Source organism: Sphingomonas faeni (assembly GCF_023195535.1).
GTDB lineage: Bacteria > Pseudomonadota > Alphaproteobacteria > Sphingomonadales > Sphingomonadaceae > Sphingomonas > Sphingomonas faeni_B.
The window spans coordinates 175900-192496 of sequence record NZ_JALPNF010000004.1 but is presented as its reverse complement, the minus strand read 5'-3'; the positions used below and the strand labels follow the sequence as shown (position 1 = coordinate 192496).

Below are 16597 nucleotides of genomic sequence, written 5' to 3'. Positions count from 1 at the left end.
GTCCCTCGCCCCTCTGGGGAGAGGGAGGGGGGAGCGCAGCGACGGAAGGGTGAGGGGCGTTGTGGTGAGCTATTCGAGCCTCACGCCCCTCACCCTTCCCCGCGCAAGTGCGCCGGGCCCCTTCCCTCTCCCCGGCGGGGAGAGGGAGTCGACGTCACCTATACGCGGTGACCTTGCCCTTCTGGTCGAGCGTGTAGAGCGTCGAGTTCGCCACGATCGGCGGCAGCGAGAACGGTGTCTTCGTCTCGATCGTCGAACTTACCGTGCCATCGGTAGGCGAGACGAAATTGATTTCGCCGCGCGAGTTGGTCAGGACCAGGCGGTTGCCGGCGAGGATCGGACCGAACCAGGTGATCGCGTTGCTACGCTTCTTCTCGTTCTGGAAGCGGGGCAGCTGGGCAATCCAGCGGGCCTTGCCGTTCGAGCGCGACAGGCAGACGAGGCGGGCGTCGTCGGTGACCACGAACAGCCATTCGCCCGCGATCCACGGCGTCGAGATACCCGCGAAGTTCTGCTCCCACAGGCGCTGACCGGTCGACAGCTCGAGCGCGACCATGCGCCCCCCCTGCCCGACCGCATAGACGCGGCCGCCGTCGATCACTGGTGCGGCATCGATGTCCGACAGGCTCGACACCGAGGTGGTGACCGAAGTGCGCGACAGCGCGTCCTGCCAGAGGATACGGCCATTCTCGTAGCGATAGGCGCTGAGTTCGCCGCTCGAGAAGCCGGCGACCACGGTGCCCTGGCTGACCGCGGGAGCCGCGACGCCGAACACGCCCTGCGTTTCTAGCGTGCCCGACTGGACCCACTGGACCTTGCCGTCGGCCTGGTTGAGCGAGAAGACCTGGTTGTCCTGCGTCAGGACGTACACCGCGCCGTTCGCGACGGTCGGCGAGCCACGCAGCGGTGCACCGGGCTTGGCGCGCCACAGGATCGCGCCGTCGGCCGCGTTCATCGCGACGACGTCACCGACGCCGTCGGTGGCGTAGAGCTTGCCGTCGTCATAGCTGACCCCGCCGCCGAAGCGGGCCGCACTGTTCAGCTTGCCCTCGGTAATGCCCGCGCTCCAGAGCGCAGCACCGGTATCGGCGGCAAACGCATGGACCGTCGCGGTGACATCGGTCACGAACAGCTTGTTGTCCGCGATAACCGGTGCCGCGCCGAGCCGCTGGCGGTTCGAGCCGCCGTCGATCGAGGCCTGCCACGCCCGCTGGGGCTGATCGCCGAGCGCGAGCTGACCCATCGACTTCGCCGGGTTGCCGCCTGGCTGGGTCCAGGCGTCGTTGACAGCGGGGGCGGGCAGCAGGACCTGGACGTCGGCGATCGTCTTGTCGGTCTCTACCTCGTTCTCCGAGACCAGGATGGAGACGCGGTCGCCAACGGTCGGCGTCTTCTTCACGCCACCCTTGAAGATTCCGCAACCGCTGAGCGCCACGAGCGCGGCGACGGCGACCGTCACCCGATATGTCTTCATCATTGCGCCTTGGTATCCTCGTTTGATGCAGCCGGAGTGACCACCCTGGCAGTAGCGCCCGTGCTGGCAACAGCGTCCACACCCAGTACGCCAGCCATCTGAACCGCGCGTTGACGGATCGTCTCCGGCACGCCGGTATCGCGCGCGATCTGGCCGAACAACGTCCCCGCCTGCTGACGCTGGTTCATGCGGAGATAGGAGATCGCGACCATCTCACCCGCGCTGCCGAGCCAAGGCCCACCGGGGACCGCGAGCGGACGAAGCCGCTCGACGGTGACCTGCGGCTTCAGCGTGTCGAACTCGGCCGACGTCTGGCGAACGAGTGCGAGATCGCGGAACGGCTTGGCCAGCGACGTATCCGCGGCGATCGCACCGAGCTTGGCGGCGGCGCCCTTCAGGTCGTCCTTCTGGAGCAGCACGTCGGCCTGCGTAAACAGCGCGAGCGCGCGGTAGCCGTCGCGGTTCGACTTGGCGAGTTCGGCAAGCGGCTTGGCCGCAGCTGCGGCGTTGTTGGCGCCGAGCGAGTCGTAGGCGGCCTGAAGCTGCTCACCCTCGACGCCGGCAGCCTCGCCATTGTGATGCTGCCAGTAAAGGAAGCCGGCCAGTGCGGCGAGCGCGGCGACGACGCCGATCGCGACCCAGATACCCCAGTTCGTCCAGAACCCGGCGAGTTTGTCGCGACGGAGTTCTTCGTCGACCTCGCGCAGGAATGCTTCATCGGTTTTCGGCGGGAGGGCCAAGGACAACTCCGGAATGTTGGGGGGATGGACGGCGCGGACCTTAGCCGCGCCGGGACCGAAACGGAAGCGGATCAATCCTTGGGCACGTAGACCTGCTCGGGCCCCGGGAATGTGCGCGATCGGACATCGTCCGCATAGGTCTGCGTCGCGGACGAAATGGTGTCGGCGATGTCGGCGAACCGCTTCACGAACTTCGCGGTACGCTCGAACATGCCGAGCATGTCTTCGGTTACCAGCACCTGGCCGTCGCACTGCGCCGAGGCACCGATGCCGATCGTCGGGCACGCGATGGTGTTGGTGATCTCGATCGCGATCGGCTCGACCACGCCCTCGATCACGAGTGCGAAGGCGCCTGCCTCGGCGATGTGCTGCGCGTCGGCGACGATCTTGGCGGCTTCCTCCGGCGTGCGACCGCGGGCGCCATAGCCCCCGAGCACGTTCACCGCCTGCGGCGTGAGGCCGACATGACCCATCACCGGGATACCCCGCTCGGTCAGGAACTTGACGGTCGGCGCCATCGCGGTGCCGCCCTCGAGCTTCACCGCCGCCGCGCCGGTCTGCTTGAGCAAGAACGCCGCGCTCTCGAACGCCTTTTCGGGCGACGCCTCATAGCTGCCGAACGGCATGTCGATGACGACGACCGCGTGATAGCTGCCCCGCACCACCGCCGCGCCGTGGGCGGCCATCATTTCCAGCGTGACGGGCACGGTCGACGGCAGGCCGTAGATCACCTGCCCCAGGCTGTCGCCGACGAGCAGCATGTCGCAGTGCGGATCGAGCAGTTGCGCCGTACGAACCGTGTAGGCGGTGAGCATGACGAGCGGCGTCTTGCCCTTCTGGCGGCGGATCGCGGGGATCGTCAGCCGCTTTAGCGGGGCTGGCGTGGGGTTTGCGCGACTCGTCGCGGTGTCGAGGGTGTAGGTCGTGGACATGGCGATGCTAGTAGCGCGCGCGTCGGGGCTCGCCCAGCCTTCGGATCATCGGCCCGGGGGCGATCAAACCGCCCATCCCTTCTGCCGGGCATGGCCGACGAGCCAGAGCGTGAACGCCGCGATCCCGACGACGACCAGGGGCAATCCGAGCGTTTCGCCGGCGCCCTTGCGCGCGACGATATCGGTCGATGCGAACAGCCAGCCGAACTGTACGATCGTGGCACCCAGCGATGCGATCAGGAACGGGCGGGCGCTGGCACGGCGCATGAACAGCAGCACGGCGCCGATCAGTCCGGCCAGCACCGCGACGGCGAACAGCGGAACGTACCAGTTGGGCAGGGCCGCATTGAGTGCCCGGTCATAGGCACTCGCCCTCCCCATGGCGTCGGCGCCGAGCCGCACCTGTTGCAGGAACATGAAGCAGCCGATGAGCGCCCAGGCGACCAAGGCGCCCGTGGTCAGCCGAAACCACAAAGGCCCCTGTCGTACGAAGAACATGCCGCCACCCTTGTTAACCCGGCCCGATGGGCCTGAGCCTATTGCTTTAGATCAACAGACTGCGCTTCGAAGGGGCTGCGTGCAAGGGGATGACATCGGACGCACGTCGAGACAGCGTAAGCATGTCGATTGCGCCGAACCGGAGAGACATCGGGAGCTTCCGACTGCGATGTCTCTCCGGGCCGTATCCCGCTCTATAAAACGTCAAACCTGAACGCGCCGTGACGATCAGGGGGCGACGATCGGGGGGCGACGATAAGGTGTGACGATCAGGGCGTGACGATCAGAACGACCGCGAGACGGTCACGCCATAGGTGCGCGGATCGCCGGGCTGGCCGACGATCAGGCCGGTGCTGCCCGACTGGAGCGCGAGCACTTCGTAATAGTTCTCGTCGAACGCGTTGCGGAGCCAGCCGAAGACGTTCCAGCTGTCCTTCGCCTTGAACCCGAGGCGGAAGCTGCTGAGCGCGTAGCCGTTGATGTCGGTATAGGCCGAGCGCGACGGGTTGGACGAGAAGGTCGACCGGTAGCTGCCGTCATAACCGAGATAGACTTGGCCATCGAGGCCGGCGAGCGTCGCCGGCAGGTCGTATTCCGCACCGTACGAGAACGCCCATTTCGACACGCCGGGCAGGCGCTGGCCGGAGACGTCGCAGTTTTGCGGGCTGATCCCGCCGGCGGTGCCGGGTGCGCTCGGCGTCTGGCTGGCGGTCGCGGTGGTGCCGCCGGAAAGTTCGGGCGGGCATGGCGCATCGACGAACTTCACGTATTTCGCGTCGGTGTAGGCGCCGTTCGCGTAGACACTGAACCGGTCGGTGGGGCGGAACGCCGAGTCGAATTCGAGACCGCGGGTGCGGACCTTTCCGGCATTGGCGAGATAGCCGCGCAGCACGCCGAGCTGGCCGTTGGTGACGGTTGCCTGGTAATCGCTGATTTCGGTCCAGAAGCCGGCGAGGTTCAGCGTCAGCCGGCGATCCAGGAACTGGGTTTTCAGGCCAAGCTCGAAATGGTTCACTTTTTCGGGCTTTACCGTCGCGGCGGACAGGATCGGGTTGTTGCTGGCGTCGAGCGGCAGGCCGGACAGGTTGATCCCGCCCGATTTGTAGCTGCGTGCGTAGGTCGCATAGGCGTGGATGTCTGACGTCACGGTGTAGGCCGCCGTGATATCCCCCGACAGGTTCCAGTTGTCGAAATCGGGCTGATAGCTCTGCGGCGCGAGCACACCGCGCTGGTCCGCGGTCAGCGCCGTGCCGGTGCCGTTGGTGACGACCGAGACATAGTCGCCCTTCTTCTTGTCGTAGTTCAAACGCAGGCCCGGCGCGATCTGGAACCGGTCGCTGACGTTCCAGGTCAGCTTGCCGAACAGCGCCGCGCTGGTGTTCTTGAAGCCGATCGTGTTGCGTGCGGTCAGGCCGTTCAACGTCGCCGGATTGCGCCCGCCCGCGCTGGTCGGGTTGAGCAGGAACGCACTGGCCGCCAGACCCTGCACCTGAAGCCCTTGGGTATCGATCGTCTGGTAGAAGTAGAATGCGCCGAGCACGTAATCGAGCGTGTGCTTGCCGTTCGAGGCGATCCGCAGTTCCTGGCTATACTGCGTCTGCTGCGACGGGTTGGCCGACACGGTGGTGATCGGCAGGCCGATGAAATCGCGATCGTTCGACGGATCCCAATTCCAGAACCGCCATGCGCTGACCGAGGTGATCGTCGATGCGCCGAGATCGAGATTGCCGAGCAGCGACACGCCGCCCAATTCCTGCTTCGCGCGCAACGGCGTGTCGACGTCGGTCACACGGTCGAACGCGTTTGTGGACGGCACGACATAGCCTTGCGCGGCAGCGAGTGCGGCATATTGCCGGTCGAGCGGCCGCTGCGTCGCGCCGGTGCGCGCGTAATATTGCACGCAGCAATTCGGGTTTTGCTGGCCGTAATCGCCCGACAGAGCGAGATCGAGTGTGTCGGTCGGCTTCCAGTATAGCTGCCCGCGTACGCTCTTATTGTCCTGCGCATTCAGATCCTTGCCGGTCACGACGTTGTGGATCGTGCCGTCGCGCTCGGTCACCGATGCCGACAGCCGGATCGCGAGTTTGTCGGGGATCAGGGGGCCCGACACCGAGGCCTTGGCCTGGACGAACTGATAGTTGCCGGTGGTGAGCTCGATCCGCGCCTCAGACGTGAAGCTGGGCTTGCGCGTCGTGATGTTGATCGCGCCGGCGGTGGTGTTCTTGCCGTAGAGCGTGCCTTGCGGTCCGCGGAGGACTTCGATCCGCTCGGTGTCGGTGAAGTCGAACGTCGCCGAGGCGATCCGGCTGTAATAGACCTGGTCGACATAGATGCCGACGCCCTGCTCGATCCCGTCGTTGGTCAGGCCGAACGGCGCGCCGAGGCCGCGGATATTGGCGGCGGAATTGCGTGGGTTGGTGGAGTAGAATTGCAGCGTCGGCTGGAGTTGTGTGAGGCGGCTGACATTGTACGCGCCGGTCTCCGCCAGCGCGGTGCCGCCGATCACCGACATCGCGATCGGAACGGTCTGGATGGTCTCTGCGCGACGGCGTGCGGTGACGACGATATCGCCGCCACCCTGTTGCTGATTGCCGAGACGGCCATTGGCCGGCTCGGGCGCCTGATCCGCGGCGGGCGTCTGGGGGGTGACCGATGGCGGCGTGACGGTAGCGGCCTGACCGGCGAGCAACAGCGCGAGCGTAAGCGACATGAATTTTTTCCCCTGAACCTCGGCGGACAAAGTCTACCGATTTGGGGGATATTCAATGCGAGCTTGTCTTTGGGGGCGGAAAGCGCGGCTTCGCGGCGCTCGTGCCAGGCTTAAAAAGAGACGAAGATGCGTGAAATCTGTCACCCCGGACTGGTTCCGGGGTCCACGGTTCCTCGAACTCACGGCTCTCGACCGTGCGGAACCGTGGATGCCGGAACGAGTCCGGGATGACGAAGGGAAACAGGGCGGGGCTTGTGGCAGACATCGGCTGTGATCCTTCCCCGCCAGGGGGAGGTGTCTGGCCCTTGCCAGACGGAGGGGGAGGTAAGGGTAACGGCTGTTCCGTATCCTCCCCCTCCGTCACCTTCGGTGCCACCTCCCCCTGCCGGGGGAGGATCGAAGGTCAGACCAGGCGGCTCTGCTTGACGGCGGCTTCGATGAAGCTGGCGAACAGGGGGTGCGGGTCGAAGGGTTTGGACTTCAGTTCGGGGTGGAACTGGACGCCGACGAACCAGGGGTGGTCGGGGCGTTCGACGATCTCGGGGAGCGTGCCGTCGGGCGACATGCCGGAGAAGACGAGGCCGCCCGCCTCGAGCGCTTCCTTGTAGCCGGTGTTGACCTCGTAGCGGTGACGATGGCGCTCCGAAATTTTGGTGCCGCCGTAGATCGAGGCGACGACGCTGTTGCCGGCGAGCTTCGCGTCGTACGCACCGAGCCGCATCGTGCCGCCCATGTCGCCCTCGGCCGCGCGCGTTTCGAGGCCTTCGCGGCCCATCCATTCGGTGATCATGCCGACCACCGGCTCGTCGGTCGGGCCGAACTCGGTCGACGACGCGGTCGGGATGCCGCCGAGATCGCGGGCGCCCTCGACGCAGGCCATCTGCATCCCGAAGCAGATCCCGAAATACGGGATTTTCCGCTCGCGCGCGAACTTGACCGACGCGATCTTGCCCTCGGCGCCACGTTCGCCGAACGCGCCGGGGACGAGGATCGCATCGCACGGCTCGAGCTGGCCGGCGATGTCGCTCTCGGCATTCTCGAACAGTTCGGCGTCGATCCAGCGGACGTTGACCTTGACGCGGTTGGCGATGCCGCCGTGGACGAGCGCCTCGTTGAGCGACTTGTACGCGTCCTGGAGGCCGACATATTTGCCGACCACGCCGATCGTGACTTCGCCTTGCGGATTGGTCAGGCGGTCCATGATCTCGGTCCAGCGCGACAGATCGGGCGCCTCGGCGGGTTCGATCCCGAACGCGCGGAGCACTTCGATGTCGAGGCCTTCGCCGTGATACTGGAGTGGCACCGCGTAGATGCTCTTCGCGTCGAGCGCGGGAATGACCGCACTGGCGGGGACGTTGCAGAACAGCGCGATCTTGGCGCGTTCCGACGGAGGCAGCGGATGTTCGCAGCGGCAGACGAGGACGTCAGGCTGCACGCCGAGCGCGGCGAGTTCGCGGACCGAATGCTGGGTCGGCTTGGTCTTCAACTCGCCGGCGGCGGCGATGTAGGGCACCAGCGTGACGTGGATGCTGATCGCGTTGCCGCGACCTTCCTCGTTCTTGAGCTGGCGAATCGCCTCGATGAACGGCAGCGATTCGATATCGCCGACGGTGCCGCCGATCTCGCAGAGGATGAAATCGATGCCGTCGGTCTCGGCGCGGGCGAACGCCTTGATCGCGTCGGTGACGTGCGGGATGACCTGCACGGTGGCGCCGAGATAATCGCCGCGACGCTCGCGCGTGATGATCTGTTGGTAGATGCGGCCCGAGGTGACGTTGTCCGACTGGCGCGAGGGAACGCCGGTGAAGCGCTCGTAATGGCCGAGGTCGAGATCGGTCTCGGCACCGTCGTCGGTGACGTAGACCTCGCCGTGCTGATAGGGCGACATCGTGCCGGGATCGACGTTCAGATACGGATCGAACTTCCGAATCCTGACGGTATATCCGCGTGCCTGGAGGAGAGCGGCAAGCGATGCCGCCATGAGACCTTTACCGAGCGACGAAACCACGCCCCCGGTGATGAAAATGTACCGAGCCATGGGAAGAGTCTCGTAGCGTGTGTTGGGGACGAACGACAAGCGCCCCGCGGATCACGCAGGGGCCTTTTATCGGCGAATGGAGTGTTTAGTTGGCTAGCGGGACCGCGCCGTTATCGGCGGGCTTCGTCGTGCCGGCCGGAACGCCAGCATTCTCGGCGCCACCGGCGAACGGAGCCGCGTCGCCCTTGGGCTGCGCGGTCGGAACGGCGGTTGCCGCCGCCGGAGTACGCGCGAGCGACGTGTCGATGGTGGTGGTGCGGTGATTCGCCGCGAGGACCGCGAGCAGGATCGAGAACAGCACGAACATCGTCGCCAGGACGCCGGTCGCGCGGGTCAGGAAATCGGCCGCGCCGCGGGCCGACATCAGGCCGGACGGGCTACCGCCCATGCCAAGACCGCCGCCTTCCGACCGCTGCATGAGGATCACCGTGACGAGGGCGGCCGCGATGATCGCGTGGATGACGAGCAGAAAGGCGAACATTGCGCGGAAAACCCCGGAACTTTTGCGAAGGCGCGCACATAGGCGACACCGAGGTTTCGATCAACCGCAACACGGGCTCCGCATATCGCAAGCCAATCGCAAAACGACGGAAACATGACGTCCGGGGGGCGTTGTGACCCCGTAATGACGCTCATGACTGGGTATCGTGCATATAAATTCAGATGGCGGATCAACGCTGTGGCATCAATGGCAGCCAATACCTTATCGACCTGGATGACCGCTCTGGTGGATTATGTCCGCTCGGGTGAACCCGATCTGACCAATCGTCAGATGGCATTGCTACTGCTCGTCTACCTCAAACCGGGGCCGCACACGGTGCGCGGCCTTGCCCGTGCGCTGAACGTATCGAAGCCGGTCGTCACGCGCGCCTTGAACAGATTGGGTGCCCTCGGCTATCTGCGCCGGCAACGCGACGACAGCGACAAGCGCAACATCTTCGTCGCGCGCACGACCGAAGGGGCAGATTTTCTTGAAGAGTTCGGGCAATTCATCGGCGACGGCCCCGCCCCAGCCGGCTCCAACGGTCACGCCGCTCACGCTTGAGCCGTTCGACGACAAGGCCCGGACCAGCTTCGCGCTGACGGGCCGTTCGGTCGAGCTCGACCCGCGCACACACGCCGTTCGCCGCGATATCGCCGATATTCGCCTCGCCGAATACGTATTCGCTCCACACTATGCGGTGCCGATGATACGGCCCGTCGCGCGCACAGCTTTGTTGCGCAGCGGACGAGACGAAGCGAGCGATACGATGGTCGACCTCAAGCCCGGCGACAGTTTCGAAGTGCTGGAGATTGCCGGCGTTTCCGCATGGGGCGTTGCGCGTCCGAGCGGGCTGGTCGGCTATGTCGAGGCGGCGGCACTCGATCTTTCGACGACGGACGCGGCATGACCACGGTCTTCATCGACGGCGCGGTCGGCACCACCGGTCTCGAGATCCGCGAACGGCTCGCCGGTCGGACCGACATCACGCTGGCGCTGCTGCCCGAGGATCGGCGCAAGGATCCGGCAGCGCGGCGCGAGGCGCTGAACGATGCCGATTTCGTCATCCTGTGCCTGCCCGACGACGCGTCGCGCGAGGCGGTGACGCTGATCGACAATGACCGCACCCGCGTGATCGATGCATCGAGCGCGCACCGCGTCGCTGCTGGCTGGACCTATGGCTTCCCCGAATTGCCGGGTCAGGCGGAGAAGGTGGCGGCCGCGATGCGCGTGTCGAACCCCGGCTGCTATCCGACCGGTTTCCTCGCGCTGGTCGCGCCACTGGTCAGCGCCGGGCTTATCCCCGCCGATCTTCCACTCAGCGTCAACGCGACCTCGGGCTATTCGGGCGGCGGCAAGGCGATGATCACCGCGTTCGAGAATGGCGAGCCCGCGACGGCGTTCCGCGCCTACGCGCTCGGCCTCGCGCACAAGCATATCGCCGAGATGACGCAGCATGCGGGCCTCAACCATGCGCCTATCTTCGCACCTGCTGTGGCGAACACCTATCGCGGGATGGTCGTCGAGGTACCGTTGCATCTGCACGCCCTGCCCGGCCGCCCGTCGCTCACGGCGATCGAAGACGTGCTGCGCGCGGCGTTCGATGGCTCGAAGCTCGTCTCGGTCGCCCCCGGCGATATCGGCACGGTCGATATCGAGGAGAATGCGGGGACCGATCGGCTGACGCTGCGGGTCTGCGGCAACGATGCGGTCGGCCATGCAAGGCTGGTCGCGACGCTCGACAATCTGGGCAAGGGCGCCGGCGGCGCCGCGGTCCAGAACCTCAACATCATGGCCGGGGTCGACCCGGTCGCCGGCCTGGTTTTCTAAAGAAACCGGCTAGTTCCAGGAGCTTTCATGCACCGTAATCCCGTAGCCAAGCTGCTCCTGTTCGGCGCGACCGGCGATCTCGCGCAGCGCATGCTGCTGCCGTCGCTCTATGGCCTGCACGCCGACGGCCTGCTACCCGAAGAACTGACGATCACCGGCGCCGCGCGTCACGAGCATGACGACAAGGATTACCGCAAGTTCGCCAAGAAGGCGCTCGACGAGTTCCTGCCCGAGGATCGCAAGGACGAGAGCGCGATCGGGACGTTCCTCGACCGGCTATTCTATCAGGCGACCGATCTGTCAGACCCCGCCGCGTTCCAGCCGCTGGCGGACAAGATCGGCGATATCTCCGGCGGCCTCGCAATCTACCTCTCGACCGCGCCGTCGCTGTTCGAATCGGCGATCGAAGGGCTGCACAAGGTCGGCCTCGCCGGCGAAACGGTCCGTGTCGGACTCGAGAAGCCGCTCGGCTACGACCTCGACACCAGCCGCGAGATCAACGACGCGGTGGCGAAGGCCTTCCCCGAGGACCGGACCTATCGAATCGACCATTATCTCGGCAAGGAAACCGTCCAGAACATCCTCGCGCTGCGCTTCGGCAACTCATTCTTCGAGCCGGTGTGGAACGCGCAGGGGATCGACAACGTCCAGATCACGATCTCGGAGACGGTCGGGCTGGAGGAGCGCGCCGGTTATTACGAGAGCGCCGGCGCGCTGCGCGACATGGTCCAGAACCATATGCTGCAACTGCTCGCGCTGATCGCGATGGAGCCGCCCGCACGCTTCGAGGGCACCGACGTCCGCGACGAAAAGTCGAAGGTTTTCCGCTCGCTGCGCCTGATCAAGCCCGAGGAAGTGCCGAACGTCACGGTCACCGGCCAGTACGGCGAAGGCGCGGTCAAGGGGAAGTTCGTCAAGAGCTACTCCGACGAACTCGGCGAGGCCTCGAACACCGAGACGTTTGTCGCGATCAAGGCGCATGTCGACAATTGGCGCTGGCGCGGCGTGCCCTTCTATCTGCGCACCGGCAAGCGCATGGCCGCGCGCCGCAGCGAGATCGCGGTCCAGTTCAAGTCGGTGCCGCATTCGATGTTCGCCGGGCGCGGCGGGCTGTTGCAGCCCAACATGCTGATCATCCGCCTCCAGCCGGAGGAATATGTCCAGCTGCTGGTGATGGCGAAGGAGCCGGGTCTCGACCGTGACGGCGTCCGCCTGCGCGAAGTGCCGCTGAACCTCAGCATGGACGCCGAGTTTGCCGGCACGCGGCGGCGCATCGCCTATGAACGCCTGCTGCTCGACCTGATCGAGGGCGACCAGACCTTGTTCGTGCGCCGCGACGAGGTCGAGGCGCAATGGACCTGGATCGACGCGATCCGCGAGGGCTGGAAGGCTAACGCGATGAAGCCCAAGAGCTATGCGTCGGGCAGCTGGGGTCCGTCCGCCGCGATCGCGCTGACCGAACGCGATGGCGTGACCTGGCAGGACGACTAACCGTCACCCCGGACTTGTTCCGGGGTCCACCGTGCAACATGAGCGCGGTGAGTTTGGATAAGTGGATGCCGGAACAAGTCCGGCATGACGAATGGATTGATATATGACCGAAATCGAATGGTGGGATTACGAGGATTCCGATGAGCTCGCCAACGCAGTCGCGGGCGATATCCAATTCGTCATCGAAAGTGCACTCGACGCACGCGGCTCGGCGGTGATCGCGCTCGCGGGCGGCAAGACGCCGTTCGCGGCATATGAGAAGCTCGCGCAGGCGAAGCTCGACTGGAAGAAGGTCACGATCATCCCCGGCGACGAGCGTATCGTGAAGCTCGGCGATCCGCTGTCGAACGTCACCGCGCTGGCGAAGATCTTCCTCCCCAAGGGCGCGCGCGTGAAGCCGATCGTTCCCGAGGCGATGTCGGACTACAAGGCTGCCGGTCGCTCGGCGGATGCGCTGATGCAGGACCTGCACTGGCCGCTCGACTTCTGCCTGCTCGGCATGGGCGGCGACGGGCATACCGCGTCGATCTTCCCCGGCCCCGATTACGACGAGGCGCTGAGCGGTCCGAAGGAACGTCGCGCGCTGGGCGTGATGCCCGATCCGCTGCCGCCCGAGGCGCCGCTGGCGCGCGTGACGCTGTCGGCGGCGGCTATCGCATCGTCGAAGGCACTGATGATCATGATCACCGGCGACGCGAAAAAGAAGGTGCTGGAGCAGGCGATCGAACAGGGGCCGTCGTCGTCCTATCCGATCGGCCGCGTGCTCGCTGAAGTCGAGCTGCCAGTCGACGTGCACTGGGCGCCGTGACGATGCTCAACGCCGTCGTCTCCGCGGTCACCGACCGGATCATCGAGCGGTCTCGCGATAGCCGCGCCGCCTATCTCGCGCTGATCGAGCGCGAGGCGGCGGCTCAGGTCCGTCGGCCTGGTCTCGGCTGCGCAAACCTCGCGCACGCCTATGCCGGGACCGAGGAAGACCGCGACGCGATGAAGGCCGATGCCGGCATGAACATCGGCATCGTCACCGCGTATAACGACATGCTGTCCGCGCACGCCGTCTACTATCGCTACCCGGAACTGATGAAAGTCTGGGCGCGCGAGGCGGGTGCAACCGCGCAAGTCGCGGGCGGCGTGCCGGCGATGTGCGACGGCGTGACGCAAGGGTATCCCGGCATGGAGCTGTCGCTGTTCAGCCGCGACACGATCGCGCTGAGCACGGCGATCGCGCTGAGCCACGGTACGTTCGAGGGCGCGGCGTTGCTCGGCATCTGCGACAAGATCGTTCCCGGCCTGCTGATGGGCGCGCTGCGCTTCGGGCATTTGCCGATGGTGCTGATCCCCGGCGGTCCGATGCCGACCGGGCTTCCCAACAAGGCCAAGGCCGCGGTGCGCGAGAAATTCGCGGAAGGGCTGGTCGGTCGCGAGGAGTTGCTCGAAGCCGAGATCGGCGCGTATCATTCGAAGGGCACGTGCACGTTCTACGGCACGGCCAACACCAACCAGATGATGATGGAGGTCATGGGCCTCCACATGCCGGGAGCGGCGTTCGTCAATCCGGGCACGAAGCTGCGGCAGGAACTGACGCGGGCGGCGGTGCACCGGCTGGCGAAGATCGGCGCACGCGGCGATTCGTACCGGCCGCTCGGGCATTGTGTCGACGAGAAGGCGATCGTGAATGCTGCGGTCGGCTTGCTCGCGACGGGGGGCTCGACGAACCATCTGCTCCACGTGCCGGCGATCGCTCGTGCGGCCGGGATCATCATCGACTGGGAGGATTTCGACCGCCTCTCCTGCGCGGTACCGCTGATCGCGCGCGTCTATCCCAACGGCTCGGCGGACGTGAACGCGTTCGAAGCGGCCGGGGGCATGCCCTATGTGATTCGCGAACTGCTCGGCGAAGGCCTGTTGCACGGCGACATCATGACGATCGGCGGCGACGACCTGTCGGCTTATGCGAAGACTGCGGTCGTCGAGGGCGACACGCTCGGCTGGCGCGATACGCCGGATAGCGGCGACGAGACGATCCTGCGTCCTGCGACGGCGCCGTTCTCGCCGGATGGCGGGATGCGAATTCTCGCGGGCAACATTGGCCGCGCCTGCATCAAGGTGTCCGCGGTCGAGCGCGAGCGCTGGATCGTCGAGGCGCCTGCGATGGTGTTCGATGATCAGCTCGACGTGATCGAGGCGTTCAAGCGTGGCGAGCTGGAAAAGGACGTCGTCGTCGTCGTCCGCTTCCAGGGGCCGCGCGCGAACGGGATGCCGGAGCTGCACAAGCTGACGCCGCCTTTGGGGGTGTTGCAGAATCGCGGGTTCAAGGTGGCGCTGGTCACCGATGGGCGGATGTCGGGCGCTAGCGGGAAAGTGCCGTGCGCGATCCATTGCTCGCCCGAGGCGCTGCTCGATGGTGCGATCGGGTTGATCCGCGATGGCGACATGATCCGGGTGGATGCGGTCAACGGTACGCTTGAGGCGCTGGTCGATGCCGACGTGTGGGCAACCCGCGAGATGGTCGCGGTTCCGCCACCGGTGAGCGGCATGGGTCGCGAGCTGTTCGGGATGTTCCGCGGGCTTGCCGACGAGGCCGAGAAGGGTGCGTCGGCTATGCTGGCGGGCGCTGGGCTTTAGAACAAGTCTCACGAACCACCGTCACCTCAGCCACACCCCCGTCATCCCGGCGAAAGCCGGGACCTCGCTCGACGGGGACGGACTATGCGGCTTGAGATCCCAGCTTTCGCTGGGATGACGGGGGGACAATAATAATAGACGGAGGATGACATGGAAATCGTAGCGGCAGATATCGGCGGGACGCATGCGCGCTTCGCGATCGCCGAGGTCGAGAACGGCCGCGTCGTGTCGCTCGGCGAGCCGGCGACGCTGAAGACTGCGGACCACGCGTCGCTCCAGACGGCGTACCAGGCGTTCGAGGCGGGGCTCGGTCGCCCCCTCCCCCGTGCGCTGGCGATCGCGGTCGCGTCGCCGGTCGCGAACGACGTCATCCGGCTGACCAACAACCCGTGGATCATCCGCAAGTCGCTGATCACCGAGCGTTTGAAGGCCGACCGGTGGGTGGTCGTCAACGATTTCGGCGCGGTCGGCCATGCCGTCGCGCAGGTGCCGAGCAGCGACTTCATCCACCTCTGCGGTCCAGATACGCCGCTGCCCTCCGAGGGAATCACGACGATCTGCGGCCCCGGCACCGGGCTCGGCGTCGCGCAGTTGCTGCGACGCAAAAACGGCTATCAGGTCCTCGAAACCGAGGGCGGCCACATGGACTTCGCCCCGCTCGACGGGATCGAGGATGCGTTGCTGAAGCGCCTGCGCAAGACGTTCACGCGCGTCTCGGCGGAGCGCGTCGTCGCAGGCCCCGGCATCGTCGCGATCTACGAGACGCTTGCCGCGCTGGAGGGCCGCGCGGTCCCCAGCCATGACGACAAGACGATCTGGACCGAGGCGATCGACGGCACCGATTCGATCGCGCTCGCCGCGCTCGACCGGTTCTGCCTCGCCCTCGGCGCGGTCGCGGGTGATCTGGCGCTTGCGCAGGGCGCGAAGGCGGTTGTGATCGCGGGCGGGCTCGGCTTCCGGATCAAGGATCGCCTGATCCGCTCGGGCTTCGACCAGCGCTTCGTCGCCAAGGGCCGTTTCCAGACAATGATGGCGGCGATGCCCGTCAAGCTCATCACCCATCCCCAGCCCGGCCTGTTCGGCGCCGCGGCCGCCTTCGCACAGGAACACACCCAATGACCGCAACCCCCTCGCGCACAATCGCAGACATCATACAGACCAGCGCCGTCATCCCGGTGCTGGTGATCGAAGACGCGGCGCTCGCCCGTCCGCTCGCCGAGGCGCTCGTCGCCGGCGGCCTGCGCGTGCTCGAAGTGACGTTGCGCACCGGTGCCGCGCTTGAGGCGATCGCCGAGATGAAGAAGGTGCCGGGCGCGATCGTCGGTGCCGGTACCGTCGTCAACACGCAGCAGTTCGCGCAGGTCCGCGATGCGGGCGCGGAGTTCATCGTCTCGCCGGGGCTGACCGAACGCCTCGCCATGCCGATCATCGAGAGCGGTATTCCGTTCCTGCCGGGGATCGCCAATGCGGCGGATATCATGATCGGGCTCGACCTGGGTCTGACGCACTTCAAGTTCTTCCCGGCCGAGGCGAATGGCGGGTTGAAGGCGCTGAAGGCATTGGCCGCGCCGTTCTATCAGTGCAGCTTCTGCCCGACCGGCGGGATCACCGAAGCGAGCGCGCCCGAGTGGCTGGCGTTCAAGCCGGTGCTCTGCGTGGGCGGGAGCTGGGTGACCGGCGGGACGATGGCCGAGATCGAGATCAAGGCACGCGCGGCGAACGCGTTGCGGGCCTAGTCGTCATCCCAGCGAAAGCTGGGATCTCGTGCCATACATTCC

Annotated in this window: 15 protein-coding genes; 8 read left to right on the top strand and 7 right to left on the bottom strand. The window is 66.0% G+C overall.

The genetic code is table 11. The features are described 5' to 3' along the window. Nucleotides 1-154: 154 nt before the first annotated feature. The 7 genes from SPHN_RS10675 to secG form a co-directional block, all read right to left on the bottom strand. A complete protein-coding gene (locus SPHN_RS10675; RefSeq protein ID WP_248523153.1) occupies nucleotides 155-1477 on the bottom strand; it encodes a PQQ-binding-like beta-propeller repeat protein in 1323 nt (440 codons plus the stop codon). Then, nucleotides 1474-2214, bottom strand: a complete 741-nt coding sequence (locus SPHN_RS10670) for a tetratricopeptide repeat protein (RefSeq protein ID WP_248523151.1) — start codon at nucleotides 2212-2214, stop codon at nucleotides 1474-1476. The genes SPHN_RS10675 and SPHN_RS10670 overlap by 4 nt, the downstream gene beginning before the upstream one ends. 71 nt (nucleotides 2215-2285) lie before the next feature. Continuing rightward, nucleotides 2286-3146, bottom strand: a complete 861-nt coding sequence (gene panB / locus SPHN_RS10665; RefSeq protein ID WP_248523149.1) for a 3-methyl-2-oxobutanoate hydroxymethyltransferase — start codon at nucleotides 3144-3146, stop codon at nucleotides 2286-2288. Between the two features lie 63 nt (nucleotides 3147-3209). After that, nucleotides 3210-3644, bottom strand: coding sequence for a hypothetical protein (locus tag SPHN_RS10660; protein ID WP_248523148.1), 435 nt, complete (start codon nucleotides 3642-3644; stop codon nucleotides 3210-3212). A gap of 283 nt (nucleotides 3645-3927) precedes the next feature. Then, entirely contained in the window at nucleotides 3928-6354 is a 2427-nt protein-coding gene (locus SPHN_RS10655; protein WP_248523146.1) for a TonB-dependent receptor, read from the bottom strand. 403 nt (nucleotides 6355-6757) lie between these two features. Then, a complete protein-coding gene (locus tag SPHN_RS10650; RefSeq protein ID WP_248523144.1) occupies nucleotides 6758-8392 on the bottom strand; it encodes a CTP synthase in 1635 nt (544 codons plus the stop codon). 85 nt (nucleotides 8393-8477) lie between these two features. Beyond that, entirely contained in the window at nucleotides 8478-8873 is a 396-nt protein-coding gene (gene secG, locus SPHN_RS10645; RefSeq protein WP_056050855.1) for a preprotein translocase subunit SecG, read from the bottom strand. Nucleotides 8874-9107: 234 nt separating this feature from the next. On the opposite strand from secG, the gene SPHN_RS10640 reads away from it, so the two are divergent. From SPHN_RS10640 to eda, 8 genes are all read left to right on the top strand, one after another. Beyond that, nucleotides 9108-9437, top strand: a complete 330-nt coding sequence (locus SPHN_RS10640; RefSeq protein WP_132897785.1) for a MarR family transcriptional regulator — start codon at nucleotides 9108-9110, stop codon at nucleotides 9435-9437. Next, entirely contained in the window at nucleotides 9364-9783 is a 420-nt protein-coding gene (locus SPHN_RS10635; RefSeq protein ID WP_248523142.1) for an SH3 domain-containing protein, read from the top strand. The genes SPHN_RS10640 and SPHN_RS10635 overlap by 74 nt, the downstream gene beginning before the upstream one ends. Further along, a complete protein-coding gene (gene argC, locus SPHN_RS10630) occupies nucleotides 9780-10703 on the top strand; it encodes an N-acetyl-gamma-glutamyl-phosphate reductase (protein ID WP_248523141.1) in 924 nt (307 codons plus the stop codon). Before SPHN_RS10635 ends, argC begins: the two co-directional genes overlap by 4 nt. Nucleotides 10704-10730: 27 nt before the next feature. Continuing rightward, entirely contained in the window at nucleotides 10731-12194 is a 1464-nt protein-coding gene (gene zwf, locus SPHN_RS10625; protein ID WP_248523139.1) for a glucose-6-phosphate dehydrogenase, read from the top strand. Between the two features lie 103 nt (nucleotides 12195-12297). Beyond that, a complete protein-coding gene (gene pgl / locus SPHN_RS10620) occupies nucleotides 12298-13002 on the top strand; it encodes a 6-phosphogluconolactonase (protein ID WP_132739130.1) in 705 nt (234 codons plus the stop codon). A 2-nt stretch (nucleotides 13003-13004) separates the two neighbouring features. Further along, nucleotides 13005-14819 carry a phosphogluconate dehydratase gene (gene edd / locus SPHN_RS10615; RefSeq protein WP_248523137.1) on the top strand — a complete coding sequence of 605 codons (1815 nt, stop codon included), beginning with the start codon at nucleotides 13005-13007 and terminating at the stop codon, nucleotides 14817-14819. A 150-nt stretch (nucleotides 14820-14969) separates the two neighbouring features. Further along, nucleotides 14970-15938, top strand: coding sequence for a glucokinase (glk, locus tag SPHN_RS10610; RefSeq protein WP_248523136.1), 969 nt, complete (start codon nucleotides 14970-14972; stop codon nucleotides 15936-15938). After that, complete coding sequence (gene eda, locus SPHN_RS10605) at nucleotides 15935-16555, top strand: bifunctional 4-hydroxy-2-oxoglutarate aldolase/2-dehydro-3-deoxy-phosphogluconate aldolase (protein ID WP_248523134.1); 621 nt, start codon at nucleotides 15935-15937, stop codon at nucleotides 16553-16555. Before glk ends, eda begins: the two co-directional genes overlap by 4 nt. The last annotated feature ends 42 nt before the right edge of the window (nucleotides 16556-16597 follow it).